Below are 24,572 nucleotides of genomic sequence, written 5' to 3' on the forward strand. Positions count from 1 at the left end.
CGGCGCACGCGCGCGCCGCCGAAGGTCGGGGGAGGACCACGCGCGCGCCCGGAGGTGCACCCTGTCCGCCGAGATCACCGCCCCCGCACGCCGGTCCGGCGCGGCCCTGGCCGCGCCGCGCCGGCTCACCGCACTGCGCCGGGCGGCCCCCGCGCTCGGGCTCTTCGCCGCCGCCCGGCTCACCGGGATGCTGTGCCTGGCGGTGTGGGCCTGGCACATCGGGCGCTCCCCGCGCGCGTTGCTGGCGACCGCGTGGGACGCCGACTGGTACATCAAGATCGCGGCGAACGGGTACGGGCGCACGCTGTACTGGCCGGACGGGACGGTCCAGAGCGATCTGGCGTTCTTCCCGTTCTACCCGGGCCTCATGCGGGCGGTGACGAGCGTGCTGCCGGTGGCGGGCGGCACGGCCGGGCTGATGGTCTCGTGGACGGCGGCGGGCGCCGCGGCGTGGGGCATCCACGCGGTCGGGGAGCGGCTGTACGGCCGCCGCACGGCCGGCGCGCTGGTGCTGCTGTGGGGGCTGCTGCCGCACTCCATCGTGCTGTCGATGGCGTACACCGAGCCGGTGATGACGGCGCTGGCCGCCTGGGCGCTGTGGGCGGTCCTGGAGCGCCGCTGGCTGTGGGCGGGGGCGCTGGCGGCGCTCGCCGGGCTCTCGCGGCCGAACGCGGTCGCGGTGGCGGCGGCGGTGACGGCCGCGGCCGCCGTCGAGCTGTGGCGCCAGTGGCGGGCCAGGGGCGGGCCCGGGGACTGGCGGGTGTGGCTGGCGGGGGCCGTGGCGCCGCTCGGCTGGTGCGGATACGTCCTGTCGGTCGGCGCCCGAAAAGGTGATCCGCTCGGCGGCTACTTCGCGGTGCAGGCCGCCTGGACGTCCCGGTTCGACTTCGGCGTGGGCGCGCTGCGCTTCGTACGGAAGATCGTCACGGGACCGTTCGACCTCGGCTACACGATGGCCTTCCTGATCACGGTGGCCGGGCTGCTGCTGTTCGCGCTGCTCCTGCTGGAGCGCCCGCCGCTGCCGCTGCTCGTCTACACGGCGGTGCTCGTCCTGATCACCGTGGGCGGCTCGGGGTTCTTCGAGTCCAAGCCGAGGTTCCTGCTGCCCGCCTTCCCGCTGCTGCTGCCGCTGGCGGGCGCGCTGACGAGAGCCCGGCCGGGCGCGGCGGCCGTGGTGACCGCCGCACTGGCCGCGCTGTCGTTCGCCTACGGGACGTATCTGCTCACCCTCGCCCCGATGGCGCTGTGAGTCACTCGGACGGGGCGTCGCCCTCGTCGTCGCCCTCGGCGCCTTCGGCGTCCTTCTCCAGGCCCAGCTGCTCGACGAGCCACTTGTCGAACTCGATCGAGGCGCGCACCCAGCTGACCGTCGACGACACGAAGTGCTCAAGCGCGACGCCGGTGCCGATCAGCATCTGCGCCTCACCGATCAGACGGACGGCGCCGTCGTCGTGGGTGTGCGTGTAGACCTTCGGCCACAGGGTGCGGCGGTTCCAGTCGTCGATCGTCTCCAGGAGCTGGAGCTTGTCGTCGATGCTGTGCGGGCGGTCGTAGAACGTCCGCACCGAGAAGACCTGCTGGTCGTCCTCGCCGCGGAACATGAAGTACGTACGGAACTCCTCCCACGGCGCGGCGAGGTCACCCTCGTCGTCCACGACGTACTTGAGCTCCATCTGGTCCAGGAGCTGCTTGACCAGATCCTGGTCGGGGACGACGGGTCCGGCCGGTGCGCCACCGGGCTGCGGGCCGGGCTGAGCCCCGAAATTCGGAATCGAGGACGGGTCGATGCTCATCGTGAATCTTCCTTCGTACGGTTCCGGTCATCCTCTCCCATGCCGGGCGGGGGCTGGCAACCCCCGCCACGGGTATCCGCTGACGGCTGACCGAATCCCGGCCCACCGGTCCGGTTACAGCTTCTTCGCGGTGGCCGCCCCCACGATCAGACCCTCGCCGAACCGGTCGACGCGGACCGTGTCGCCGTCCTTGACCTCGCCCGCCAGGATCTCCTTGGCGAGGCGGTCGCCGATGGCCGTCTGGATGAGGCGGCGCAGCGGGCGGGCGCCGTACGCCGGGTCGTTGCCCTCCTCGGCGAGCCAGGCCAGGGCCTCGGGGGTGACGTCGAGGGTGAGGCGGCGGTCGGCGAGCCGCTTGGCCAGGCGGGCGATCTGGAGCGAGGCGATGTGCGCCAGCTCGTCCTTGCCCAGCGCCGAGAAGACCACCAGGTCGTCCAGGCGGTTCAGGAACTCCGGTTTGAAGGACGCCCTCACCACCTCCAGGACCTGCCGCTTCTTCTCCTCCTCGGCCGTCAGGGGATCCATCAGGTACTGGCTGCCCAGGTTGGAGGTGAGGATCAGGATGGTGTTGCGGAAGTCCACCGTGCGGCCCTGGCCGTCGGTGAGGCGGCCGTCGTCGAGGACCTGGAGCAGGACGTCGAAGACCTCCGGGTGCGCCTTCTCGACCTCGTCGAGCAGCACCACGCTGTACGGGCGCCGGCGCACCGCCTCGGTGAGCTGGCCGCCCTCCTCGTAGCCGACGTAGCCGGGCGGGGCCCCGACGAGCCGGGCGACCGAGTGCTTCTCGCCGTACTCGCTCATGTCGATGCGGACCATCGCCCGCTCGTCGTCGAAGAGGAAGTCCGCGAGCGCCTTGGCCAGCTCGGTCTTGCCGACGCCGGTCGGGCCGAGGAACAGGAACGAGCCGGTGGGGCGGTCCGGGTCGGCGATGCCCGCCCGGGTGCGGCGGACCGCGTCCGCGACCGCCTGGACGGCCTCGTGCTGGCCGATCAGGCGGCGGCCCAGCTCCTCCTCCATCCGCAGCAGCTTCTGCGTCTCGCCCTCAAGCAGGCGCCCGGCCGGGATGCCGGTCCAGGCGCCGACCACGTCCGCGATGTCGTCGGGGCCGACCTCGTCCTTGACCATCGTGTCTTTGGCCGCCTCCTGCTCGGCCTCGGACGCCGCCTCCAGCTCGCGCTCCAGGGTGGGGATCTCCCCGTAGAGCAGCTTGGAGGCGCTGTCGAAGTCGCCGTCGCGCTGGGCGCGCTCGGCCTGGCCGCGCAGGTCGTCGAGGCGTTCCTTCAGCTCACCGACCCGGTTGAGGCCTTCCTTCTCCTTCTCCCAGCGGGCGGTGAGGCCGCGCAGCTCCTCCTCCTTGTCGGCGAGGTCCTTGCGCAGCCGCTCCAGGCGCTCCTTGGACGCCGCGTCCGTCTCGTTCTTCAGGGCCAGCTCCTCCATGCGGAGGCGGTCCACCGAACGCTGGAGCTCGTCGATCTCCAGCGGGGACGAGTCGATCTCCATCCGCAGCCGGGAGGCGGCCTCGTCGACCAGGTCGATGGCCTTGTCGGGCAGGAAGCGGGAGGTGATGTAGCGGTCGGAGAGGGTGGCCGCCGCCACCAGCGCGCTGTCCGCGATCTGGACCTTGTGGTGGGCCTCGTAACGGCCCTTGAGGCCGCGCAGGATCGCGATGGTGTCCTCGACCGTGGGCTCGGCGACCAGGACCTGCTGGAAGCGGCGCTCCAGGGCCGGGTCCTTCTCGATGCGCTCGCGGTACTCGTCCAGCGTGGTGGCGCCCACCATCCGCAGCTCGCCGCGGGCCAGCATGGGCTTGAGCATGTTGCCCGCGTCCATGGCCGAATCGCCGCCGGCGCCCGCGCCGACCACCGTGTGCAGCTCGTCGATGAACGTGATGACCTGGCCGTCGCTCTCCTTGATCTCGGAGAGGACGGACTTCAGCCGCTCCTCGAACTCGCCCCGGTACTTCGCCCCCGCCACCATCGCGCCGAGGTCAAGGGCGACCAGCCGCTTGTTCTTCAGGGACTCGGGGACGTCGCCCTTGACGATCCGCTGGGCCAGGCCCTCCACGACGGCCGTCTTGCCGACGCCGGGCTCGCCGATGAGCACGGGGTTGTTCTTGGTGCGCCGGGAGAGCACCTGGACGACCCGGCGGATCTCGTGGTCCCGCCCGATCACCGGGTCGAGCTTGCCCTCGCGGGCGGCGGCCGTGAAGTCCGTGCCGAACTTCTCCAGGGCCTTGTACTGGCCCTCGGGGTCGGGGGTGGTCACCCGTCGCCCTCCTCGTACTGTCTCGAATGCCTCAAGGAGCTTCTTCGCGGTCGCGCCCTCCTGGGAGAGGACCTCGCCCGCCTGCCCGCCCTTGGCCGCGAGGCCGATGAGCAGGTGCTCGGTGGAGAGGTAATCGTCGCCCAGTTCCTTGGCGTGCTTCGCCGCGTCGGCGATGACGGCCAGGAGCTCGCGGTTGGGCTGGGGCGGGGCGACGGTGGAGCCGGTCACGCTGGGCAGCGCGGCGAGCAGCCGCTCGGCCCCGGAGCGCACGGCGGCCTGGTCGGCGTCGACGGCCACCAGAAGATCGACGATGTTCTCGTTCTCGTCGCCCGTGAGCAGCGCGAGCAGCAGGTGCGCGGGCGTCAGGTCGGGGTGCCCGTCGGACACGGCGCGGTTGCTCGCCGCGGTGATCGCGTCCCGGCTCTTGTTGGTCAGCTCGGCGTCCACGTGCGGTCTCTCCTCCTCGGAACGGCGGTCACGGCCTCATGACTCATCCAGCGTACATAAAGTTGAGTCTATTCCGCTCAAGGTGGCGGGGCCAGGTTCGGCGTAGGTTTCGGCGCATGACCACGACCACCCAGGCGCGTGCCGCCCTGGACCCCCGCCGGCCCGACGAGGCCTACCTCAGCTTCTGGCGCGAGCGGCACTTGTGCACCCTGACCACCCCGCGCCCGGACGGCAGCCCGCACCTCGTGCCGGTGGGCGTCACCTACGACCCGGAGGCGGGCATCGCGCGGGTGATCGCCAACCGGTCGAGCCGCAAGGTGCGCAACGTCCTGGCCGCGGGCCCCGAGGGCGCGCGGGTCGCGGTCTGCCAGGTCGACGGGCGCCGCTGGGCCACGCTGGAGGGCCGCGCGCTGGTGCGTACACAGGCGGAGCTGATCGAGGACGCGGTGGTGCGCTACGCCGAGCGCTACGGACGGGTGCCGCGCCAGAACCCGGACCGGGTGCTGATCGAGATCGCCCTGGAGCGGGCGATGGGCAAGGGCTGAGCGCGCCGGTCGCGTACGTCCCGTACGGGGGCGTGCGCGCGCAGCACAGCGGCGCCACCGTGTTCAGGTCCACGATGGCGCCGCTGTGTGGGGGAAGCGCCTGAGCGATTTACAACGACGGGGGAATCGCTTCAGGCACTGCGGGGGGTGGCGGTAGATGACTCGGGGTCGAACAGCTGGTGGTCCCGCTGGTCGAGGTTGACGAACACCATGCCGTAGCGCACGGCGCAGCGAATCGGCTGCGGCGCGCCTCGGGGCCTGCGAAGGCACCGGTAGGCACGGACGTCCTCGTCGTCCTCGCGCGCGACCAGGATCGGGTCACCGAACAGGGTGACCATCAACGAATCGCCACGGTGCGGAATCGCCGTGACGAGGTCGATGAAATGCCACCCCGAGCGGTAGGCCGTGGCCATCTCGCGCCGGAAGACCCGGTCGTCGGGCGGAATGCTCATGCGCCGACACCCTTGGGTGCGATGATGTCCCAGGTGGGCTCACCTGGAGCCGCCAGGAGCCGAGTCGCCGGCTTGTTGTCCCACGTCGGATCCTTCGCGACCGCGGCCTTGGAGGGCTTCTGGTCCCACGTCGGTTCCCCGCTGACGGCGAGAGCGCTGAAAGCAGCCGCCACGACGGCTATAGCGCTGAGTGCTCGAACCATCCTGCTCATGGCCGATCTCCACCTCTTTATGATCATTCCCTCCCCCCGCGCCTAAGACGATGGCTCACTCTGAGCGCTTCCACCAGCGAGGCCAGGCATCATGTTCCTGTAATTCAGGAGTATGAGGGGGGTGTAATCCGGTTGTATCAGGGGCACTTCGGACATAGTCATGGCCCTACAGACCTGTGCGAGATGGGCAAGACCCTCTACGGCACCGCGTTGCGTACCGGCGGAATAACTCGCACAGAAGCCCAGGCCGCTCCCTGTCTCATCGATCTCGCGCTGCTGCGCCCCGACACGGACGACCCCGAGCAACTGCGCCCGGTGCCTCCCTCCGTCGTCCTGAACCAGCTCGTCCAGCCTCTCGAACGGGAGATACACGAGCGCAGGAAGCTGTCGATGCAGCTGACCAGCACTTTCGAGCCGTTCATGAGCATCACCGGCCACGACGCGGCAAGCACCAACGCCATCACCGTCCTTGAGGGGCTGGAACTCATCAACACGACCCTGGACCGGGTCATCGACGAGTGCACCAAGGAACTGCTCACCATCCAGCCGGGAAGCGGCCGCAGACCCGAGGTCATCGAGTCCGGGCTGCGCCGGGTGCAGCCGCTGCTCGACCGTGGCGTCGACATGCGCACGTTGTACCAGCACACCGCCCGCCACCACTCGGCGACGATCGGATACGTGGAGCGGATAGCGCCGTACGGCCTTGAGGTCCGCACGCTGGAAGAGATCATCGACCGGCTGATCGTGGTGGACCGCAAGGTCGCCTTCATCCCCGCGCGCAGCGACCGCCGGGTCGCGCTGGAGCTGCGGCACGAGGGCCTGGTGCAGTATCTGGTCGGCGTCTTCGACCAGTTCTGGCTGCACGCGGTGCCGTGGGAGGAGGAGGTCCCGTACTCCCTGAAGGCCGAGGGCATCACGGGTGTCCAGCGTTCCATAGCCAAGCTCCTCGTGGAGGGGCATGTGGACGACTCGATCGCGCGCCGGCTCGGGATGAACGTACGGACCTGCCGCGCGCACATCGCCAAGCTGAACGCGGCCCTGGGCAGCGGCAGCCGGGCCCAGCTCGGCTATCTCATCGCCCAGTCCGGGATCCTGGAGCAGGACAGCTGAACCAGGCCCGCCGAACCGCGCGTCGGGTCCGCCGCCGGATCCGGCGGCGGGTCATACGTGCGGGTGGCCGCCCGGGGGGCCGCCTTCGTCGTCGTCCCCCCGGCCCCGTGAGCGGGAGCGGGGGCGGTGGGGCATCAGGTCCCTGGCGCGGGTCTCGCCCGTGCCGACGATCGGCAGCGGATGCGGGCCGCGCCCGTCGGGCGACTGGGGGAACTGCAACAGCCGCCCGGGGGTGACGGGTTGCTCGTCGTCGGGGTGCCCGGCGGGCGCGTACCGGGGCGGGTGCTCGTCCTGGTCGTACACGTCCTCGTCGGTGCGCTGCCCGGGGCGCTCCTGCTGCTCGCGGACGCGGCGACTCGCGCGCGCCTGCTCCTCCCAGCCCTCCTGGAACCAGCGCAGCTGCTCACTCTGGAGCTCGTCGTCGGTCAGGACGCGTACGCCGTCGACGCCGGCCCGCCTGACCTTCTCGCCCAGCTCGATCAGCAGGTCGCCCAACAGCCGGGCCAGCCGGTCCTGTTCGACCGGCTCCGTGCCACCGTCCGCCATCCACGCCCTCCTTCACACCCCCGGGCTGCCGGCCCCCTCGCCACGCTCCGAGCTCTGCGGCAGGAACGCCTTGGTGACCCGTACGAAGAGCTCCCGCAGCTCGGGCGGAACGCCCATGCGCAGCGCGGCCTCCTCCGGACTCAGCAGCTGTGCGCCCTCCTCGTCCTGCCCGCCCCGGCTCGCGGCAATCGGCAGATCGTCCTCGGAGAGCCGCCCCGACCGGATCAGCATGTCCCGCAGCGGTACGTCCAGGACGCCCGCGAGTCTGCGCATGGTCTCCAGGTCGGGCATGCTCTGGCGCTGCAACAGCCGGCTCACGGCCGCGCGGTGCACCCCGGCGTCGTCGGCGAGCTTGGACTTGCCGCCGCCGCGCGGGCTGTCGATGTCGTAGTCGCGCAGCCGCATCAGCCGCTCGATCCAGGCGGCGAACTCCTCAAGGCCGTCCGCGTTAGAGCGGCCGCCGTCGCCACGGTATCCCTGCTCATTGCGGGCGCCGGCCCGTGCGCTCGAACCCATGTGGTCGTTCTCCCTCGTCGCCGGGGACAGCGTACCGCCGGCGCACTCGCGCACAGCTTGATGCGCGCTCGCACGCATTGGCCGCTTGCGTACGCGCACGCACCGTGTCACCCTGATCACGCGTTCGCAATTTGCCGAACTCATGTTCCCGTACGTGGGGAGGGGTTTGCACGTGCCCGCACACATGACCACTTCGAAGACGCCCTTGACCTCGGAATTATCCCGCTCGGCGGATGAACTCGACTGGCGCAGGGCCGCCGCCTGCGTGAACCTCCCGCAGCGTTCCGTATTCACCCGTGTTCCCTCCGAGGCGGAACCGGTATTGCGAGCATGCAATCAGTGTCCCATCCGCAAGGAGTGCGAGGTGGTCGTCGACCCCGCGCACACCTGGTTCGACGGCGTCAGCGGCGGCCGCCTGTGGCGCAACGGCCGCGAGGTCGAACGGCGGCCCGCGCAGCCCGCGCCGAACCGGACGCCGCCGCGCCGGACGGCCCCGCAGACGGCCCAGAAGCAGGCCGCGCGATGAACGCCGACGGCGCGGTGTGGCTGGAGTCGCTGGCCCGCCGGTTCCCCGAACTCCTCGCGGAGCTCGCCCCGTCGACCGGCGGCGGCCCGCGCGAGCGCCACGGCGGCGGCCCGCTGCGCGGCACCACCGCCCCGATCCGGCTGCACATCTCCGACGCCGTCCGGGACATCACCGACGGCGTGGTCGAGCTGGAGGAGGCGGTACGCGAACGGCTCGGCCTGCGCCCGGCGCCCCCGGCCCCGGTCCCGGCCCGGCTGCGCCGCATCGCCCACCTGCTCGACGGCGTACGGAAGTTCCCGGACCTCGCCGAGCATCTGACCGACGAGACACGGCGGATGGCGCGGCGCTGCGCCCGGGAGCTCGGCGATCCGGAGCAGATGATCCGGCTCGGCGGGCGCTGCCCCGCGTGCGACTCGGTCTCGCTGCGGATCTTCCCGGAGCGCGGCGCCGTGCTCTGTGTGAACCCGGTCTGCCGCCATGTGGTGGAGAGCGCCGAGGAGACCGTCCTGGAGGGGGCCTCATGAGCGCGACGCTCGTCTCGGGCGACCTCGCCGCCGCCGAGGTCGACGTCTCGCCCGCGACCATCCGCAAGTGGGTCCAGCTCGGGCATCTGAAGTCCGCGGGCAGGCAGGGCCGACGGCTCCTCTACCGCCTGGAGGACGTGTTCGCGGCCGAGCGGTCCGTGCACCGCGCCGGGATCCACTGAAGATCCGAATCCGCTGAGATCCCTTGAGATCCCTTGAGATCGAGGAAGACCCACTGAAGACCGATCGGCGAAATGGCCTCACCCGCACCGGGGTGGGGCCATTTTCCATGCCGTCGCACCGGCCCCGAATGTCCCTGGGAAAAGACGAGTTGCGGATTCGGCGACCCTGGATCACACTTGATGCAGCGGCAGAGCTGCGCCCACCACCCGGGCGACGGATCTGCCGTTTTGCGTTACCCGTAAGATCCCCTTCCGTATTCCGCTCACCTCAACCTCGGAAAGCCGCAGTTGCACGCCCTGGCGCGTTAACCACCCGGCCATCTCTCACACCGTCGACGCCACCTCGTCCGCTGAGTACCTTTGCGCTCCCCTTCGGCCAATTCGCGCCACGAGGAGCGACAGCATGGCGAGGACGGACCGCACAGAAGCCCGAATTCACCGCTGGCTGGTGCGCCACAGCATTTCCGTACTGCGCCTCAGTATGGGCGCGGTACTTCTCGGATTCGGCATTCTCAAATACTTCCCCGATATGAGCCCCGCCCAGGGGCTCGTCGTCGCGACCCTGCACCGGCTCACCCTCGGACTGGTACCGCACCTCGTCCCCGCCACCGCCGCGATGGACTGCGTCGCGACGCTGGAGTGCCTGATCGGGGTGCTGCTGCTCGTCGGGCGGTGGATGCGCCCGACGGTCGCGCTGCTCCTGGTCCATCTCGTCGGCATCCTCACCCCGGTCGTCCTGCTGCCGGGGCGGATCTTCGGCGGGCCGCACCACATGCCCACGCTCGAAGGCCAGTACGTCCTCAAGGACGTGGTCCTGCTCGCCGCCGGTCTGGTCATCGCGACCACCGTGCGCGGCAGCGCCCTGACTGTCCGTCAGAACTCTTCGGACGGCAGCCCCGCCGGCGTCACCACCGGCACGTCGGGGGGCATCACGAGAGGAACGTGACCCATGGATCAGATCCTGTACTGGAACGCGGTCGCCCTGGAGGCCGACCGCACGACCCACACCACGGGCGCCCCCGCCGAGGGCAACTCGCGGGGTCCGTGCGGCGCCTCCCGGGCACTGGCGATCGTGCATCTGGCGATGCACGACGCCTACTTCGGCATCCACCCCGGCCACGACTGCTACCTGGGCTCCGCACTGCCCCAGGCCCCGGTCGGCGCCTCCTCCGACGCGGCGATCGCCGCCGCCGCGCACGCGGCGCTCAACGCGCTGTACCCGACGCAGAAGGACTTCTTCAACGACCGGCACCGCGCGGCCGGGCTGCCCGTCGGCCAGGCCGGCGGCGACGGCCACGCCTTCGGCCTCAAGGTCGCGGGCGCCCTGCTCGCGCTGCGCGCCAAGGACCCCGGCCTCGGCGACGACGGCTACGTCTACTCGGTCGGGCGGGAGCACCACCGCGCCGACCCGGTCGACCCCACCCAGACCCCCTACGCCGCCTTCTACGGCGCCCGCTCCCACCTGTTCGCGGCGACCTCCCGCCACCACCTCGACGCCCCGCCGCGGCCCGGCAGCCCGCTGTACGAGGCGGGCCTGCGCCAGGTGCGCGCCAAGGGCATCGCCCCGCATCTGATGGGCACGCTCCCGTCCGACCTCCAGGCGTCCCGCCGTACCCAGAACGAGACGACCACCGGCATGTTCTGGGCGTACGACGGGGTCAAGGGCCTGGGCACACCGCCCCGGTTCTACAACCAGGTCATCCGCAAGGTCGCGGCCGCCCAGGGCAACGACACCGCGCGGAACGCCCGGCTGTTCGCGCTGGCCAACGCGGCCATGGCGGACGCGGGCATCCTCGCCTGGTCCGACAAGTACTACTACGACCTGTGGCGCCCGGTGGTGGGCGTCCGCGAGCAGGACGCCTCCGGCGGCCCGGCCGGGACCGGCGTCGACGCCCTGGGCGCGGACGCCGACCCGGAGTGGCTGCCGCTGGGCGCGCCCAACACCAACAACCCGGGCGGCAAGGTCAACAGGACGCCCCCGTTCCCCTCCTACCCGTCCGGCCACGCCACCTTCGGCGCGGCCGCCTTCCAGTCGGTGCGGCACTTCTACCACCAGGGCGCCTACGCGCCCGACAACCTGACCGCCGGCCTGGAATTCGTCTCGGACGAACTCGACGGCACGAGCACCGACACCAATGGGATCGCCCGGACCCGTGTCGTCCGCACGTTCCCCGGCGGGCTGTGGGAAATGATCAAGGAGAACAGCATCAGCCGCGTATTCCTGGGCGTGCACTGGAATTACGACGGCTGGACGCCGAACGCGGCCGGGGAAATGGACCTCACCCACAACATCGGCGGCGTCCGGCTCGGCCTCGACATCGCGAACGACATCGCCAAGAACGGCCTCCGGTCGACCCGCGCGGCGGGCCCGGCCGCATAACGCCGACATGAATCTCGCGAATTTCCTGCATCGTTCACATCCCTTGACTCCCCACCAGAAAAGGGTAATTACTGTGGAAACCACTGAGACTGCTGATGCGGTGACGGAGCTCGGATCCGGACACCCCGGCGACAACGCGACCCCGGCCGCGCCCCCGCGCGGCGGCTTCGTGTACGTCATGAGCAACCAGGAGACCGGGAACTCGGTGACGGTCTTCGCCCGTGACATCTACGGCAACCTGACCAGGAAGGGCACCTACCCGACCGGCGGCATCGGCGTCGGCCGCAGCTACGACCTGGAGGACGCGTCCGACCCGCTGGTCTCGCAGGCGTCGCTGATCCTCAGCGACGACAAGCGGTTCCTGTTCTGCGTCGACGCGGGCAGCAGCGAGGTCTCCTCGCTGGCCATCGAGGGCGACCGGCTGCGCCACATCAGCCGGGTCCCGTCCGGCGGCGCGCGCCCGGTCAGCCTGACCGTGCACGGCAATCTGCTGTACGTGGTGAACGCGGGCGACGGGGCGATCTCCGGTTTCACCGTCGGCGACGACGGCACGCTCACGCCCGTCGAGGGCTCCCTCCAGTACCTGGTGGGAGGCCCCGCCGCCGGGCCCTCGCAGATCTCCTTCACCCCCGACGGCACCCAGCTGGTGGCCACCGAGCGCCAGACCAATGTCATCGACGTCTTCCCCGTCGACGCGTACGGCCGCGCCGGCGCCCCCGTACGCAACGACTCGCACGGCCCCGCGCCCTTCACCGCCACCTTCCACGGCGACTTCCTGCTGGTCACCGAGATCATCGGCGGCCGCAACTTCCTGGGCTCGATGTCCACGTACCGGGTCAACCGGGACGGCACCCTCCAGGTGATCAGCGGCTCGGTCGACACCACCGAGGCCACCACCTGCTGGACCGCCAACAGCACGCTCGACCCGAGCGTGATCTACGCGGCGAGCGCCCAGAGCGGCACCATCGCCGGGTACCGCATCAGCGAGACCGGCGAGCTCACGCTGTTCCCGCCGGACGGCCACATCGCCACCTCCCGCGACCAGCACGCGACGCAGGACATGGCGATCACCGAGGACGGCCTCTACCTGTACGTGATAGTCGCCGGGTTCGACGAGAAGATCGCCGACCCCCGGCTGCCCAACTACGCCGAGGGCACGCCGTACAGCAACAAGATGACGATCGCCGCCTGGCGGATCGAGGCGAGCGGCGGCCTGACCCCCCTGCGCGGGTTCGGCGTCCAGGACGACCCGCCGCGCGTGGTGAGCCAGGGCGTACTGGCCCCGAGCATGGGCGGTCTGGCCCCGGGGTCGGAGGGCTTGGTGGCGATCTGATGCCCGCACGCATGTATCTGATGCCCGCAGGCATTTAGGGGCGCGGGGAACTGCGCGACCAGCCACGCACGGTCCGCAGACGAGATTCGCGCACTCTCAGCGAAGCGCGACGCGGTCCACGGCCGTCCCGCGAACGCCGACCGTGGACCGCACTTCGTACGCAGTACGCCGTACGCGTCCTCCTACTCCGCCAGGACCGCGAGGTCCAGCCGACGCAACCGCTCCGGGTCGGCCCGAAGGGAAATCTCGGCGATACGCCCACCCACCAACGTGAACCCGATAACCACCTTGAGGCACCCGGACGGAGCCCAGACCGCCCCCACCGAGCCCTCCACCAAAGCGAGTTGCGCGGTATGGGCCCGCCCCTTGAACGTCCCCGCGACGGCGAGCGCACCCCGCACCTCCCCCATCGCCCCGACCTCGACCGTCGCCCGGTCGGCCCGCACCACGACATCCGGGTCGAGCAGATCGAGCAGCGCGTCGAAGTCACCCGCCCGCGACGCGGCGAAGAACGCGTCCACGACCTCCCGCTGGCGGGCCAGATCGGCATCCGGCACCGGCGCGGACTCCTGCACGCGGCGCCGCGCCCGGCTGGCCAGCTGCCGGGTGGCGACGGTGGAGCGCCCCACCACGGGCGCGATCTCGTCGAACGGCACCATGAACATGTCGTGCAGCACGAACGCGATCCGCTCGGCGGGCGCCAGCGTGTTCAGCACGACCAGCATCGCCAGGCCCACCGAGTCGACCAGCAGCACCTCGTGCTCGGGGTCGCCCGGCTCCTCGTATCCGGTGGCGGGCCTGGGCACCGGCTCGTCGTACAGCAGCTCGCGGCGTGAGTCGCGCGAGCGCAGCATGTCCAGGCAGACCCGTCCGACGACGGTGGTCAGCCAGCCGCCGAGGTTCTTGACCTCGCTGACATCGGAGCGGCTGAGCCGCAGCCAGGCTTCCTGAACGGCGTCGTCCGCCTCGCTCAGCGAGCCGAGGATCCGGTAGGCGACGGCCCGCAGGTGGGTGCGGTTGGCCTCGAACCGCTCCGCCAGCCGTTCGCCCTCGTCCACTTCCACGTTCACTATTCCCTGCCTCACCCGAAGAGGTGACACCGACTGTATCGGCTGCGCAGCCCCACGGGTACGCCGCCTTTCCTCTCAACTCCGTTACGGATCAGGTCATTTCATGGAGGTCCCATGGCCGCATCCCCTGTCACTCCCGTCACGCGGGTCAACGCGGCCCGCGCCCAGCGCCTCGAAGCGCTCGGCCGCGCCTGGGCCTTCGAGCTGGGCGGCGAGGTCTTCGAACTGCCGCAGGAGTTCGACCGCGACACCGCGCGCAGACTGCGCGCGCTCGGCGGCGACGACCCGTACGCCTCGCTGCGGATCCTCCTCGGCGAGCAGCAGTCCCGCCGCTTCGACCGGCACCGCGCGTCCGGGCCCGACGTCGAGGCGATCTGGGCGGCCTACGGCCGCGACACCGGGCTCGGCCTGGGGGAAGGCTGCGCCTCGGCGTGTACGTCGACGACAACGCCGAGGCACTGGAAGCGGCGCTGCTGCGCCACTACGGCGTCGACCTCCTGGACTGGTACCGCGGCCGGCTCTCGTCCCGCCGCCTCGCGGTCCTGATCAGGCACCTACCGAGGGAGGCACCGTGGTGAGCAGCGGCCAGGCCGAAGGAGTGGCCATCGAACTGGAACGGCTGCGGCGCGCGGTGGAGGTCGGATTCGCCACCACCCGGGGCGACTTGGCGCTCCTGCTCCAGCGCGCCGACCAGACCGACAAGACCCTGGGTGAGCACGACGACCGGATCGACGCCCTGGAGCGCGGCCGCTGGCCGCTGCCCGCCGTCGCCGCGCTCACCTCGTGCGCCGCGCTCGCGGTGAGCATCTGGCAGGGCACGGGCCACTGAACCGCCCGCGACCCGTATCAACACCACAGCGGCCCGCGCCCCTTTCGGGGTGCGGGCCGCTGTGTCGTTTCTGCGTGCGCTGTCAGTCCGACGGCCGCTTGGGCCGCCACACCACCAGCGCGCTGGTCTGCTGCACATCCTGGTACGGGACCAGATCGCGCCGGTACGACGCGTGGACCTGGGCCTCGCGCTGGCGCATGGCCGCCGCCGCCCCGTCCACCGCCGACGAGAGCTCGGCGACGCGCTGCTGGAGCGCGGCCACCTGGTTCTCCAGCTCGATGATGCGCTTGATACCGGCCAGGTTGATGCCCTCGTCCTGCGACAACTGCTGCACCGTACGCAGCAGTTCGATGTCACGGGCCGAGTAGCGGCGCCCGCGCCCGGCCGTGCGGTCGGGCGAGACCAGGCCGAGGCGGTCGTACTGCCGCAGGGTCTGCGGGTGCAGACCGGAGAGCTGAGCGGCGACCGAGATGACGTACACCGGCGATTCGTCGGTCAGTTCGTACGGATTGCGTCGTCGGCCGTCCATGCTCATGCTCCCTTCGCGGCCTGGAACAGTTCTGCCCGCGGATCGTCGTCCGCAGTCGCCTCACGGAACGCTTCCAGGGCCTCGCGCGCCTTGCCCTCGACATCCTTGGGCACCACGACCTCGACGGTGACCAGGAGATCGCCGCGCGAGCCGTCCTTGCGGACCGCGCCCTTGCCGCGCGCCCGCATCGTACGGCCGTTGGGCGTCCCGGCGGGCAGCTTCAGCGTGACCGGGGGCCCGCCGAGGGTGGGCACCTTCACCTCGCCGCCGAGCGCCGCCTCCGTGAAGGTGACGGGCACGGTGATGGTGAGGTTGTCGTCGCGGCGGCCGAAGACCGGGTGGCTGTCGACGTGCACGACCACATACAGGTCGCCCGCCGGGCCCCCGCGCTCGCCCGCCGCGCCCTTGCCGCGCAGCCGGATCCGCTGGCCGTCGAAGACGCCCGCCGGAATCCTGACCTGCATGGTCCTGGACGACTTGGCCCGCCCGCTGCCCTTGCAGACCTCGCACGGGTTCTCCGCGATCAGGCCGCGGCCCTTGCAGTCCACGCACGGGTCGGTGAGCGAGAAGCCGCCGCCGGTGCCCCGCGAGACCTGGCCGGTGCCGACGCAGGTCGGGCACACCCGGGGCGTGCCGTTCTTGTCGCCGGTGCCCGAACAGGCCTTGCACGGGGCCTGGCTGGAGAGCCGGATCGGAACCGTGGCCCCGTCGACCGCCTCGGTGAAGCTCAGCGTCACCTCGGACTCCAGGTCCTGGCCGCGCCGCGGCTGGGTCCGGGTACCGGTGGTGCCGCCCCGGTTGAACAGGCCGCCGAACACGTCGCCGAGCCCGCCGCCGAAGCCGCCGGCGCCACCGCCGCCCCCGGCCTGGGTGCCCCCGAAGAGGTCGCCCAGGTCGAAGTTGAAGGTGCCGCCGCCCGCGCCGGGACCGGCCCGGAAGCCGCCGTTGCCGAACAGCGCGCGGGCCTCGTCGTACTCCTTGCGCTTCTTCGCGTCACCGAGGATGTCGTTGGCCTCGGAGATCTCCTTGAAGCGCTCCTCCGCCTTGGCGTCACCCTTGTTGGCGTCCGGGTGGAACTCGCGGGCGAGCTTGCGGTACGCCTTCTTGATCTCGGCCTCGGTGGCGTCCTTGGGGACGCCGAGAACCTTGTAGTAGTCCTTCTCGACGAAGTCCTTCGTGCTCATCGACGTCCCTCCTCCCGGACGATCCGTGCGTCAGCCCTTCTCGGGGCCACCGCTCTCCTCGTCTGCCGACTTGTCTTCCTTGCCGTCCTTCGCCGCGCCCGGCTGGGGCTCGGCTACGGCGACCCGCGCGGGGCGGATGGTGCGCTCGCCGATCCGGTAGCCCGGCTGCAGGATCGCCACGCAGGTCGTCTCGGTGACGTCCGGCGCGTACGAGTGCATCAGGGCCTCGTGGATCGTCGGGTCGAAGGGCTCGCCCTCCTTGCCGAACTGCTGGAGGCCCATCTTCGCGGCGACCGTCTCCAGCGACTCGGCCACCGACTTGAAGCCGCCGACCAGCTCGCCGTGCTCGCGCGCCCGGCCGATGTCGTCGAGCACGGGCAGCAGCTCGGTCAGGAGGCCCGCGATCGCGATCTCCTTGACCGTGACCCGGTCCCGCTCGACCCGGCGGCGGTAGTTCTGGTACTCGGCCTGAAGGCGCTGGAGGTCCGTGGTGCGCTCACCGAGCGCCGTCTGGGCCTGGTCCAGCTGGGCCTGCAGGGCGATCTCCTTGGCCGCGTCCCCGGCCGGGGCCGTCTTCCCCTCCTTGGTGGAGGAGTCGGCGGCCTTCGGCTCGGCGTCTTCCTGTGCGCCGGAGGGGACGTCGGGCTTCTCCTCGAAACCCGGGGTCTCCTCCGTCATCAGGCGGCGCCGCCCTTCGTGTCGTGCGGCTTCTCGTCGTCGACGATCTCGGCGTCGACCACGTCGTCTGCGTTGTTTGCGGACTGGGCCTGGTGGGCGCCCTCGGCACCCGCGGCGCCGGCGGCACCCTGGGCGTCGGCGTACATCGCCTGGCCGAGCTTCTGGGAGACGGCCGCGAGCTTCTCGGTGGCGGTGCGGATCTCGGCCGTGTCCTCGCCCTTGAGCTTGTCCTTCAGCTCGGTGACGGCGGTCTCGACCTCGGTCTTCACATCGCCCGGGACCTTGTCCTCGTTGTCCTTGAGGAACTTCTCGGTCTGGTAGACCAGCTGCTCGCCCTGGTTGCGGGACTCGGCGGCCTCGCGGCGGCGGTGGTCCTCCTCCGCGTACTGCTCGGCCTCCTCGCGCATGCGGTTGACCTCGTCCTTCGGCAGCGAGGAGCCGCCGGTGACGGTCATCTTCTGCTCCTTGCCCGTGCCCAGGTCCTTCGCGGTCACGTGCATGATGCCGTTGGCGTCGATGTCGAAGGCGACCTCGATCTGCGGGACGCCGCGCGGGGCCGGCGGCAGACCGGTCAGCTCGAACATGCCGAGCTTCTTGTTGTACGCCGCGATCTCGCGCTCGCCCTGGTAGACCTGGATCTGGACGGAGGGCTGGTTGTCCTCGGCGGTGGTGAAGATCTCCGACCGCTTGGTCGGGATCGTCGTGTTCCGCTCGATGAGCTTGGTCATGATGCCGCCCTTGGTCTCGATACCAAGCGACAGCGGGGTCACGTCGAGGAGCAGGACGTCCTTGACCTCACCCTTGAGGACACCGGCCTGCAGGGCGGCGCCGATGGCGACGACCTCGTCCGGGTTGACGCCCTTGTTGGCGTCCTTGCCACCGGTCAGCTCGCGCACGAGCTCGGCGACGGCCGGCATACGGGTGGAGCCGCCGACGAGAACGACGTGGTCGATCTCGGAGAGCTGGATGCCCGCGTCCTTGATGACGTTGTGGAACGGGTGCTTGCAGCGCTCAAGCAGGTCGGCGGTCAGCTGCTGGAACTGAGCGCGCGTCAGCTTCTCGTCCAGGTGCAGCGGGCCCTCGGCCGAGGCCGTGATGTACGGCAGGTTGATCGAGGTCTCGGTGGACGAGGACAGCTCGATCTTCGCCTTCTCGGCGGCCTCGCGCAGGCGCTGGAGCGCCATCTTGTCCTTGGAGAGGTCCACGCCGTGGCCGGAGTGGAACTGCTTCACCAGGTAGTCGACGACGCGCTGGTCCCAGTCGTCACCACCGAGGTGGTTGTCACCGTTGGTGGCCTTCACCTCGACGACGCCGTCACCGATCTCCAGGAGCGACACGTCGAAGGTGCCGCCACCGAGGTCGAAGACGAGAATGGTCTGGTCGTCCTTGTCGAGACCGTAGGCCAGGGCGGCGGCGGTCGGCTCGTTGACAATACGCAGGACGTTGAGGCCCGCGATCTCACCGGCCTCCTTGGTCGCCTGACGCTCGGAGTCGTTGAAGTACGCCGGGACGGTGATGACCGCGTCGGTGACCTTCTCGCCCAGGTAGGCCTCGGCGTCGCGCTTCAGCTTCTGCAGGATGAAGGCGCTCATCTGCTGCGGGTTGAAGGTCTTGCCGTCGAGGTCGATCTTCCAGTCGGTGCCCATGTGGCGCTTGACCGAGCGGATGGTCCGGTCGACGTTGGTGACGGCCTGCCGCTTGGCGACCTCACCGACGAGGACCTCGCCGTTCTTGGCGAAGGCGACGACGGACGGCGTGGTCCTGGCGCCTTCGGCGTTGGTGATGACGGTGGGCTCGCCGCCTTCGAGAACGCTGACGACGGAGTTAGTCGTGCCCAGGTCGATGCCGACCGCACGTGCCATTTTGATTCCTCCAACTGACATCTTGAGTGGAACTGACTCAAGGATGCCTCACTCGTCCCGAGCGGTCAACAGAGCTGAGTCACCTCGGCTCAACTTTTATGGTGCGCTTAGGTGTGCCCGGGGTTTGTCCGCGGGTGAGTGGGTGGCTGGTCGCGCAGTTCCCCGCGCCCCTAGGAGGGCCCGAAGGGCCCATCGAAGAGATCGCCCCGAAGGGGCGCGTTAAGGGGCGCGGGGAACTGCGCGACCAGCCCCCACCGGCCCGCAGACGACAACGCTTCAAACGGAGGGCGCAGCCTGCGGCGGGATCGGGGCGTCCTCCCGGAGCAGGACCAGCTCGCACTGCAACAGGCGCCCGTCGCGGGGATCCGCGAGCCCGGGGCGGACGGACATCAGGGCCAGCCCCAGCGAGTCGCGCGCGTACGCGAGCACGTCGTCGAAGCCCGCACCCCCCTCATACAGCGGCACCAACGCCGCCCCCGCCTGAACCCCCACGATCTCGTCCGCGAACGCGCCCGCCCCCCGCAGCACCTCCCGCTCGTACCCCTGCACGGCGAGCCGCACGAACACCCGCTCGCCGGGCGCGGTCACCCGCTCCCACAGCTCGTCGAGCCGGTACGCCTCGACACTGCGCGTACCGGTGTACGCGGTGTGCGGCGCGGCCGCGCGATGCCGGTCCAGCATCGCCAGCGCCGACGTGCTCACCCCCGCGTCGCCCGCGATGTTCAGCACCAGCGGCCCCGTACGGTCGCCGAGCGCGTACGGCAGGACCGTCCAGCAGGGATCCTCCGCCGCCCGCAGCCGCAGCTCCGCGCGGGGTTCGCGCAGCGGCTCGAAGGAGACGATCCGGCCCTCGTACCCACAGCGCCGCAGCATCGCCCCGTACGCACCCGAGTAGGCGCCGACGTCGAGGACGAGGTCGATCTCGTACCGCCGCAGCAGCCGCACCAGACGCGGACCGTCGTCGGCGCCCGGGTGGCCGGGACCGGCGGCGCGGCCGAGGCGGCGTACGGCCGAGAGCGCGCGGTCGCGCAGCGGCGGCAGGGGAAGCGAGGAGAGCGGGGAGAACGTCACGCCGGAGCTCCTTCGGCCGCCGCCTCGCGGGCGGATTCGGTACGCGGCCCCGGCGCCTCGTCGCCGTAGACCGGGATCCGCAGCAGCGCCACCACCGCGACCGCCGCGCCGAGCGCCAGCGGCAGGACGGCGGGCGGGGCGAGGCGGCCGTCGTGGACGAGCAGCGCGGTCAGCGTCCCCGCGAACGCGGCAAGCCCGAGGACCACCGCCGTGCCCTGCACGGTCAGGCCGCTGCGCCGCAGCCGGTGCGCGATGTGGTCGGCCGCGCCCTCGGTCGCGGCCCGCCCGGCGCGCCGCCGCGAGACGAGGACCAGGGCCGCGTCGGCGAGGACGACGGCGGTGAGGGCGAAGAGCGAGGCGGACGCGCGCGCCGGATCCGCCTCGGTGTGCACGAGCACGGCGGCGCAGGAGAGCACGAACCCGGTGAAGAGCGAGCCGCAGCGGCCGAGCGCGATCCGCGCGGGGTGCCAGTTGTGCAGCAGGAACCCGGTGAGGGAGGCGGCGAGCACGCTGAGCAGCAGCGCGAGCCCGGGCAGATTGTCGGAGATCGCGCAGACGGCGAGCCCGAGCGCGGTCACGGCGGCCACCGTCCCCATCGCCCCGTCGGAGGCGTCCAGAAGGCTGAAGGCGTTGGTGACCAGGACGATCCACAGCACGGCCAGCGCGCCGGGCCCGGGCGGGAGCCCCGACGCCACGGCGACCACCACGGTCGCGGCGGCCGTCTGCACCCCGATCCGCACCCGTGCCCCGAGCGGCCACAGATCCCCCGCGAAGCCGAGCAGCGCGACGGCGCCGGCCGCCGAGATCAGCGGCCCGACCCCCGGGCCGAGCCCCGCGAGCCCGAGCACGGGACCGGCCCCGACGACGGCGAGCGTGCCCACCGCGACCGCGATCCCGCCGTGCCGCGGGACATGGGCCAGGGAGCGGGGAGTACGGCGGCGGCGCAGGGCGAAACGGAGGAATCCGGCCAGCGAGGCCGTGCAGAACAGGGCGGCGACGGCGGCCGTGAGCCCGGAGATCATGCGAACCAAGTTAGATTGTTATGTCCGTGTATGGGCTGAATAACACGATGGACATTTCAAAACCGCCGGACGGCTCGCGAGCGCCGCGCGGACGCCGCACCGGAAGCCGCGCGGACGCCGCACCCGGCCCTGTGCCGGACCATGGTCACTGAGGTCGGCCTGAGCGACACAGATCACCGCGTGCGCGGCTACAGTGCGGCCGCATAAGTGGGTACGCTCAGCAACGAACTCAATAAGTTACTGCTTAGTAATCCCTCGCAGGCCCGAGGAGCCCCGAAATGCAACTCGCCGCGATCATTGTGTCGCTGGTCCTAATCGCGGTCGGCGTCGCGCTGTTCGGCCGTGCCATCCTGCAGATCTACCAGTTCGTACGGCTCGGCCAGCCCGTGGCGGCCGGCACCCGCACCGATGAACCCGTGCAGCGTACGGTCACGGTGGCCAAGGAGTTCCTCGGCCACACCCGGATGAACCGCTGGGGCATCGTCGGTGTGGCGCACTGGTTCGTGGCGGTCGGCTTCTTCTCGCTGCTGCTGACCATCGTCAACGCCATCGGGCAGCTCTTCCAGGCGGACTGGCTGCTCCCGGTCATCGGCGACTGGGCCCCGTACAACGTCTTCGTCGAGTTCCTCGGCACGATGACGGCGCTCGGCATCCTGACGCTGATCGTCATCCGGCAGCTGAACCGCCCGGGCAGGCCGGGCCGCAAGTCCCGGTTCGCGGGCTCCAACACCGGCCAGGCGTACTTCGTCGAGTCCGTCATCCTCATCGTCGGCATCTGCATCTTCACGCTGCACGCGCTTGAGGGCGCCCAGCACCACGTGGACGGCTACGAGGCCTCGTTCTTCATCTCGTACCCGGTGGTCGCCTGGTTCCGCGACATGGACGTCTCCACGCTGCAGAACCTCACGTACTTCTTCGCGGGCCTGAAGATCGCGACGTCCTTCATCTGGATGATCACGGTCGCGCTCAAGACCGACATGGGTGTGGCCTGGCACCGCTTCCTCGCGTTCCCGAACATCTGGTTCAAGCGCAACGCGGACGGCTCCACCACGCTCGGCGCGCTCCAGCCGATGACGTCGGGCGGCAAGGCGATCGACTTCGAGGAGCCCGGCGACGACGACGTGTACGGCGTCTCGCAGATCGAGCACTTCTCCTGGAAGGGCATCCTCGACTTCTCCACCTGCACCGAGTGCGGGCGCTGCCAGTCGCAGTGCCCCGCCTGGAACACCGGCAAGCCGCTCTCGCCGAAGCTCCTGATCATGTCCCTGCGCGACCACGCGCACGCCAAGGCCCCGTATCTGCTCGCGGGCGGCGGCAAGGACATGGAGGGCAACGAGAAGGCGACGCCCGAGCAGCTGAAGGACGTCCCCGCGTCGGCGATCGCCGAGGCCGAGCGCCCGCTGATCGGCACGGTCGAGGAGAACGGCGTCATCGACCCGGACGTCCTGTGGTCCTGCACCACCTGCGGCGCCTGTGTCGAGCAGTGCCCGGTCGACATCGAGCACATCGACCACATCGTCGACATGCGCCGCTACCAGGTGATGATCGAGTCCGCGTTCCCGTCCGAGGCGGGCACGATGCTCAAGAACCTGGAGAAGAAGGGCAACCCCTGGGGTCTGGCCAAGAAGCAGCGCGTCGAGTGGACCAAGGAGGTCGACTTCGAGGTCCCGATCGTCGGCAAGGACGTCGAGGACCTGTCCGAGGTCGACTACCTGTACTGGGTCGGCTGCGCGGGCGCCCTTGAGGACCGCGCCAAGAAGACCACCAAGGCCTTCGCGGAGCTGCTGCACATGGCGGGCGTCAAGTTCGCGATCATGGGCGGCGACGAGAAGTGCACGGGTGACTCGCCGCGCCGCCTGGGCAACGAGCCGCTGTTCCAGCAGCTCGGCCAGGAGAACGTCGCGATGCTGAACATGGCGTTCGGCGAGGACGACGAGGACGAGACGACGCGTAAGCCGAAGTCGTCGAAGAAGATCGTCGCGACCTGCCCGCACTGCTTCAACACGATCGCGAACGAGTACCCGCAGCTCGGCGGCGAGTACGAGGTCATCCACCACACCCAGCTGCTCCAGCACCTCATCGACGAGGGCAAGCTGATCCCGGTGACCCCGGTGGAAGGCCTGATCACCTACCACGACCCGTGCTACCTGGGCCGCCACAACAAGGTCTACACGCCCCCGCGCGAGATCATGTCGGCCGTCCCGGGCCTGCGTCAGCAGGAGATGCACCGCCACAAGGAGCGCGGCTTCTGCTGCGGCGCCGGCGGCGCGCGGATGTGGATGGAGGAGCGGATCGGCAAGCGCATCAACAACGAGCGCGTCGACGAGGCCCTGTCCCTGAACCCGGACATCGTCTCCACGGCCTGCCCGTTCTGCCTGGTCATGCTGACCGACTCGGTCAACGGCAAGAAGAACGACGGCCAGGCGAAGGAGTCCGTCCAGGTCGTGGACGTGGCCCAGCTGCTCCTCGACTCGGTGAAGACCCCGGTGGCCTCGGAGGAAGAGGAGCCGGCGGAGCCGGCATCCCTCTAGGGGCGCGGGGAACCGCGCGACCAGCCACGCACGGTCCGCAGACGAAATCAGCAAAACGAACAGCGGCCGGTTCCCGCCCCCGAGGCGGAAACCGGCCGCTGTTTGCGTACGGACGTATGGACGTACGTACGGACGGGCGTCCGTCAGCGCTGCTGCCCCCGCCGGTGGTACAGCGCAAACCCAAGACCCGCCGCACCGGCCGCGGCCATCCCCCCACCGGCGGCGATGAGCGGCACATGATTCCCACCGGCCCCGGAAACACCCTCGGCCCCGGCCTTGACCCCACCCTTGGGCACCACGCCAGTGGGAGCGCTCGTCTTACCGTCCTTCCGCTCCCGCTTGCGCTCGTCCTTCTTCTCGTCCTTCTTCTCGTCCTTCTTCTCGTCCTTCTTCTCGTCCTTCTTGCCCCCGTCGACCCACGAAGAGACGACGCCGCTCGGCTTGAGCACGACATGCAGGCCGTTGTTCTCCCCGCTGGCGGAAGAGCCATCAGCGACAAGGGTGTCGAGCTTGGCCCCGTTCGCCCATATCTCGGCCTCGTAATGGTTCTGACCGAGCTTGTAGACCTTGGCCACGGAGCCGTCCGCGAGCTTGACGGCCTTCACGAAGGACCGGTTTTCCTTCTTGGGGGCGTCGGCCGGGCCCGGGCCCGGACTCGGCGTCGAGTCGGCGGCGAAAGCGGCGCCCGCCGGGAGGGCGAACGCGGCGATGGCCCCGGTGGCGATGGCGGCGGTACGAAGGGTGCGTCGGGTGGCGCGCATATCGATGACTTCCTCGTAACTCGTGAACTCAGCGGCGGATATGTCGTGTCTATGGCCCTTTGCGGCGGCGACAACAGGAAAGTTACGGATGCGATGTCTGGGTAATGCGTAGGCAATGTAACGGTCGGCTACTGCTTGACCCGCGGGAAGGTAAATAGGCCCCATTTCAACCAGATTCACACTCACCGCACCGATACGACTACC

The 24,572-nt window shown here is 70.4% G+C and carries 24 protein-coding genes and 1 pseudogene; 12 read left to right on the forward strand and 13 right to left on the reverse strand.

Translation table 11 applies throughout. From position 1 onward, the window contains the following. Positions 1-61 precede the first annotated feature (61 nt). Complete coding sequence (locus ACGFRG_RS07100; RefSeq protein ID WP_393262704.1) at positions 62-1,249, forward strand: hypothetical protein; 1,188 nt, start codon at positions 62-64, stop codon at positions 1,247-1,249. 1 nt (position 1,250) lies between these two features. Here the strand turns inward: ACGFRG_RS07100 and ACGFRG_RS07105 are convergent, their stop codons facing one another. Continuing rightward, on the reverse strand, positions 1,251-1,793 hold the full coding sequence (locus ACGFRG_RS07105; protein ID WP_361432071.1) for a YbjN domain-containing protein: 543 nt from the start codon (positions 1,791-1,793) through the stop codon (positions 1,251-1,253). A gap of 114 nt (positions 1,794-1,907) precedes the next feature. After that, the gene (clpB, locus tag ACGFRG_RS07110; RefSeq protein ID WP_361432073.1) at positions 1,908-4,505 is read right to left on the reverse strand and encodes an ATP-dependent chaperone ClpB; all 2,598 of its coding nucleotides are present in this window, start codon (positions 4,503-4,505) and stop codon (positions 1,908-1,910) included. A gap of 116 nt (positions 4,506-4,621) precedes the next feature. Here clpB and ACGFRG_RS07115 point away from each other — a divergent pair, with 116 nt between their 5' ends. Next, complete coding sequence (locus tag ACGFRG_RS07115) at positions 4,622-5,050, forward strand: pyridoxamine 5'-phosphate oxidase family protein (RefSeq protein WP_393262125.1); 429 nt, start codon at positions 4,622-4,624, stop codon at positions 5,048-5,050. A 131-nt stretch (positions 5,051-5,181) separates the two neighbouring features. Here ACGFRG_RS07115 and ACGFRG_RS07120 read toward each other — a convergent pair whose 3' ends face one another. Next, entirely contained in the window at positions 5,182-5,502 is a 321-nt protein-coding gene (locus ACGFRG_RS07120) for a (2Fe-2S)-binding protein (protein ID WP_188276863.1), read from the reverse strand. Between the two features lie 395 nt (positions 5,503-5,897). On the opposite strand from ACGFRG_RS07120, the gene ACGFRG_RS07125 reads away from it, so the two are divergent. After that, positions 5,898-6,824: a helix-turn-helix transcriptional regulator gene (locus tag ACGFRG_RS07125; RefSeq protein WP_361432081.1), complete on the forward strand. Its 927-nt coding sequence runs from the start codon at positions 5,898-5,900 to the stop codon at positions 6,822-6,824. A gap of 51 nt (positions 6,825-6,875) precedes the next feature. Here ACGFRG_RS07125 and ACGFRG_RS07130 read toward each other — a convergent pair whose 3' ends face one another. Together ACGFRG_RS07130 and ACGFRG_RS07135 are read right to left on the reverse strand one after the other, a co-directional pair. After that, the gene (locus ACGFRG_RS07130) at positions 6,876-7,370 is read right to left on the reverse strand and encodes a hypothetical protein (RefSeq protein ID WP_393262128.1); all 495 of its coding nucleotides are present in this window, start codon (positions 7,368-7,370) and stop codon (positions 6,876-6,878) included. 12 nt (positions 7,371-7,382) lie between these two features. Then, complete coding sequence (locus ACGFRG_RS07135; protein WP_361432166.1) at positions 7,383-7,775, reverse strand: helix-turn-helix transcriptional regulator; 393 nt, start codon at positions 7,773-7,775, stop codon at positions 7,383-7,385. Positions 7,776-8,250: 475 nt separating this feature from the next. Here ACGFRG_RS07135 and ACGFRG_RS07140 point away from each other — a divergent pair, with 475 nt between their 5' ends. The 6 genes from ACGFRG_RS07140 to ACGFRG_RS07165 all read left to right on the forward strand — a co-directional run bounded on the left by ACGFRG_RS07140 (position 8,251) and on the right by ACGFRG_RS07165 (position 12,831). After that, positions 8,251-8,412: a hypothetical protein gene (locus ACGFRG_RS07140; RefSeq protein ID WP_393262131.1), complete on the forward strand. Its 162-nt coding sequence runs from the start codon at positions 8,251-8,253 to the stop codon at positions 8,410-8,412. Beyond that, positions 8,409-8,936: a hypothetical protein gene (locus tag ACGFRG_RS07145; protein ID WP_361432087.1), complete on the forward strand. Its 528-nt coding sequence runs from the start codon at positions 8,409-8,411 to the stop codon at positions 8,934-8,936. The genes ACGFRG_RS07140 and ACGFRG_RS07145 overlap by 4 nt, the downstream gene beginning before the upstream one ends. Further along, on the forward strand, positions 8,933-9,118 hold the full coding sequence (locus ACGFRG_RS07150) for a helix-turn-helix domain-containing protein (RefSeq protein WP_361432089.1): 186 nt from the start codon (positions 8,933-8,935) through the stop codon (positions 9,116-9,118). The genes ACGFRG_RS07145 and ACGFRG_RS07150 overlap by 4 nt, the downstream gene beginning before the upstream one ends. 403 nt (positions 9,119-9,521) lie before the next feature. Beyond that, entirely contained in the window at positions 9,522-10,064 is a 543-nt protein-coding gene (locus ACGFRG_RS07155) for a DUF417 domain-containing protein (RefSeq protein WP_361432091.1), read from the forward strand. A gap of 3 nt (positions 10,065-10,067) precedes the next feature. Next, positions 10,068-11,498 carry a hypothetical protein gene (locus ACGFRG_RS07160; RefSeq protein WP_361432093.1) on the forward strand — a complete coding sequence of 477 codons (1,431 nt, stop codon included), beginning with the start codon at positions 10,068-10,070 and terminating at the stop codon, positions 11,496-11,498. A gap of 100 nt (positions 11,499-11,598) precedes the next feature. After that, positions 11,599-12,831, forward strand: coding sequence for a lactonase family protein (locus tag ACGFRG_RS07165; protein WP_393262135.1), 1,233 nt, complete (start codon positions 11,599-11,601; stop codon positions 12,829-12,831). A gap of 182 nt (positions 12,832-13,013) precedes the next feature. Here ACGFRG_RS07165 and ACGFRG_RS07170 read toward each other — a convergent pair whose 3' ends face one another. Then, entirely contained in the window at positions 13,014-13,889 is an 876-nt protein-coding gene (locus ACGFRG_RS07170) for a sigma-70 family RNA polymerase sigma factor (RefSeq protein WP_361432168.1), read from the reverse strand. Positions 13,890-14,015: 126 nt separating this feature from the next. Between ACGFRG_RS07170 and ACGFRG_RS07175 the strand changes: the two are divergent. Continuing rightward, a pseudogene (locus tag ACGFRG_RS07175) lies at positions 14,016-14,318 on the forward strand (hypothetical protein); the annotation flags it as partial. Between the two features lie 157 nt (positions 14,319-14,475). Next, positions 14,476-14,730 carry a hypothetical protein gene (locus tag ACGFRG_RS07180; RefSeq protein WP_393262137.1) on the forward strand — a complete coding sequence of 85 codons (255 nt, stop codon included), beginning with the start codon at positions 14,476-14,478 and terminating at the stop codon, positions 14,728-14,730. Positions 14,731-14,812: 82 nt separating this feature from the next. Here ACGFRG_RS07180 and ACGFRG_RS07185 read toward each other — a convergent pair whose 3' ends face one another. The 6 genes from ACGFRG_RS07185 to ACGFRG_RS07210 all read right to left on the reverse strand — a co-directional run bounded on the left by ACGFRG_RS07185 (position 14,813) and on the right by ACGFRG_RS07210 (position 21,076). After that, positions 14,813-15,259, reverse strand: a complete 447-nt coding sequence (locus ACGFRG_RS07185) for a heat shock protein transcriptional repressor HspR (protein WP_361432104.1) — start codon at positions 15,257-15,259, stop codon at positions 14,813-14,815. Positions 15,260-15,261: 2 nt separating this feature from the next. Continuing rightward, positions 15,262-16,443, reverse strand: a complete 1,182-nt coding sequence (gene dnaJ / locus ACGFRG_RS07190; protein WP_361432106.1) for a molecular chaperone DnaJ — start codon at positions 16,441-16,443, stop codon at positions 15,262-15,264. Positions 16,444-16,473: 30 nt separating this feature from the next. After that, complete coding sequence (gene grpE, locus ACGFRG_RS07195; RefSeq protein ID WP_393262140.1) at positions 16,474-17,121, reverse strand: nucleotide exchange factor GrpE; 648 nt, start codon at positions 17,119-17,121, stop codon at positions 16,474-16,476. Beyond that, the gene (dnaK, locus tag ACGFRG_RS07200) at positions 17,121-18,983 is read right to left on the reverse strand and encodes a molecular chaperone DnaK (RefSeq protein ID WP_361432110.1); all 1,863 of its coding nucleotides are present in this window, start codon (positions 18,981-18,983) and stop codon (positions 17,121-17,123) included. Before dnaK ends, grpE begins: the two co-directional genes overlap by 1 nt. A gap of 276 nt (positions 18,984-19,259) precedes the next feature. Beyond that, positions 19,260-20,054, reverse strand: coding sequence for an FkbM family methyltransferase (locus ACGFRG_RS07205; RefSeq protein WP_393262143.1), 795 nt, complete (start codon positions 20,052-20,054; stop codon positions 19,260-19,262). After that, complete coding sequence (locus tag ACGFRG_RS07210; protein WP_361432115.1) at positions 20,051-21,076, reverse strand: MraY family glycosyltransferase; 1,026 nt, start codon at positions 21,074-21,076, stop codon at positions 20,051-20,053. Before ACGFRG_RS07210 ends, ACGFRG_RS07205 begins: the two co-directional genes overlap by 4 nt. Before the next feature lie 278 nt (positions 21,077-21,354). Between ACGFRG_RS07210 and ACGFRG_RS07215 the strand changes: the two genes are divergently transcribed. After that, positions 21,355-23,607 (forward strand): (Fe-S)-binding protein, encoded by a 2,253-nt coding sequence (locus tag ACGFRG_RS07215; RefSeq protein ID WP_393262145.1) that lies wholly within the window; start codon positions 21,355-21,357, stop codon positions 23,605-23,607. Between the two features lie 143 nt (positions 23,608-23,750). Here ACGFRG_RS07215 and ACGFRG_RS07220 read toward each other — a convergent pair whose 3' ends face one another. Further along, positions 23,751-24,554 (reverse strand): hypothetical protein, encoded by an 804-nt coding sequence (locus tag ACGFRG_RS07220; RefSeq protein WP_393262148.1) that lies wholly within the window; start codon positions 24,552-24,554, stop codon positions 23,751-23,753. Positions 24,555-24,572 lie beyond the last annotated feature (18 nt).

The organism is Streptomyces sp. NPDC048696, assembly GCF_043198895.1.
In the GTDB taxonomy this organism is placed as follows: Bacteria; Actinomycetota; Actinomycetes; order Streptomycetales; family Streptomycetaceae; genus Streptomyces.

Coding starts and splice junctions, on each gene's coding strand:
- ACGFRG_RS07145 (WP_361432087.1), top strand. CDS start 8,409: ATGAACGCCGACGGCGCGGTGTGGCTGGAGTCGCTGGCCCGCCGGTTC.
- dnaK (WP_361432110.1), bottom strand. CDS start 18,983: ATGGCACGTGCGGTCGGCATCGACCTGGGCACGACTAACTCCGTCGTC.
- ACGFRG_RS07125 (WP_361432081.1), top strand. CDS start 5,898: ATGGGCAAGACCCTCTACGGCACCGCGTTGCGTACCGGCGGAATAACT.
- ACGFRG_RS07215 (WP_393262145.1), top strand. CDS start 21,355: ATGCAACTCGCCGCGATCATTGTGTCGCTGGTCCTAATCGCGGTCGGC.
- ACGFRG_RS07135 (WP_361432166.1), bottom strand. CDS start 7,775: ATGCGGCTGCGCGACTACGACATCGACAGCCCGCGCGGCGGCGGCAAG.
- ACGFRG_RS07150 (WP_361432089.1), top strand. CDS start 8,933: ATGAGCGCGACGCTCGTCTCGGGCGACCTCGCCGCCGCCGAGGTCGAC.
- ACGFRG_RS07115 (WP_393262125.1), top strand. CDS start 4,622: ATGACCACGACCACCCAGGCGCGTGCCGCCCTGGACCCCCGCCGGCCC.
- ACGFRG_RS07120 (WP_188276863.1), bottom strand. CDS start 5,502: ATGAGCATTCCGCCCGACGACCGGGTCTTCCGGCGCGAGATGGCCACG.
- ACGFRG_RS07185 (WP_361432104.1), bottom strand. CDS start 15,259: ATGGACGGCCGACGACGCAATCCGTACGAACTGACCGACGAATCGCCG.
- ACGFRG_RS07105 (WP_361432071.1), bottom strand. CDS start 1,793: ATGAGCATCGACCCGTCCTCGATTCCGAATTTCGGGGCTCAGCCCGGC.
- dnaJ (WP_361432106.1), bottom strand. CDS start 16,443: ATGAGCACGAAGGACTTCGTCGAGAAGGACTACTACAAGGTTCTCGGC.
- ACGFRG_RS07210 (WP_361432115.1), bottom strand. CDS start 21,076: ATGATCTCCGGGCTCACGGCCGCCGTCGCCGCCCTGTTCTGCACGGCC.
- ACGFRG_RS07130 (WP_393262128.1), bottom strand. CDS start 7,370: ATGGCGGACGGTGGCACGGAGCCGGTCGAACAGGACCGGCTGGCCCGG.
- ACGFRG_RS07160 (WP_361432093.1), top strand. CDS start 10,068: ATGGATCAGATCCTGTACTGGAACGCGGTCGCCCTGGAGGCCGACCGC.
- ACGFRG_RS07155 (WP_361432091.1), top strand. CDS start 9,522: ATGGCGAGGACGGACCGCACAGAAGCCCGAATTCACCGCTGGCTGGTG.
- grpE (WP_393262140.1), bottom strand. CDS start 17,121: ATGACGGAGGAGACCCCGGGTTTCGAGGAGAAGCCCGACGTCCCCTCC.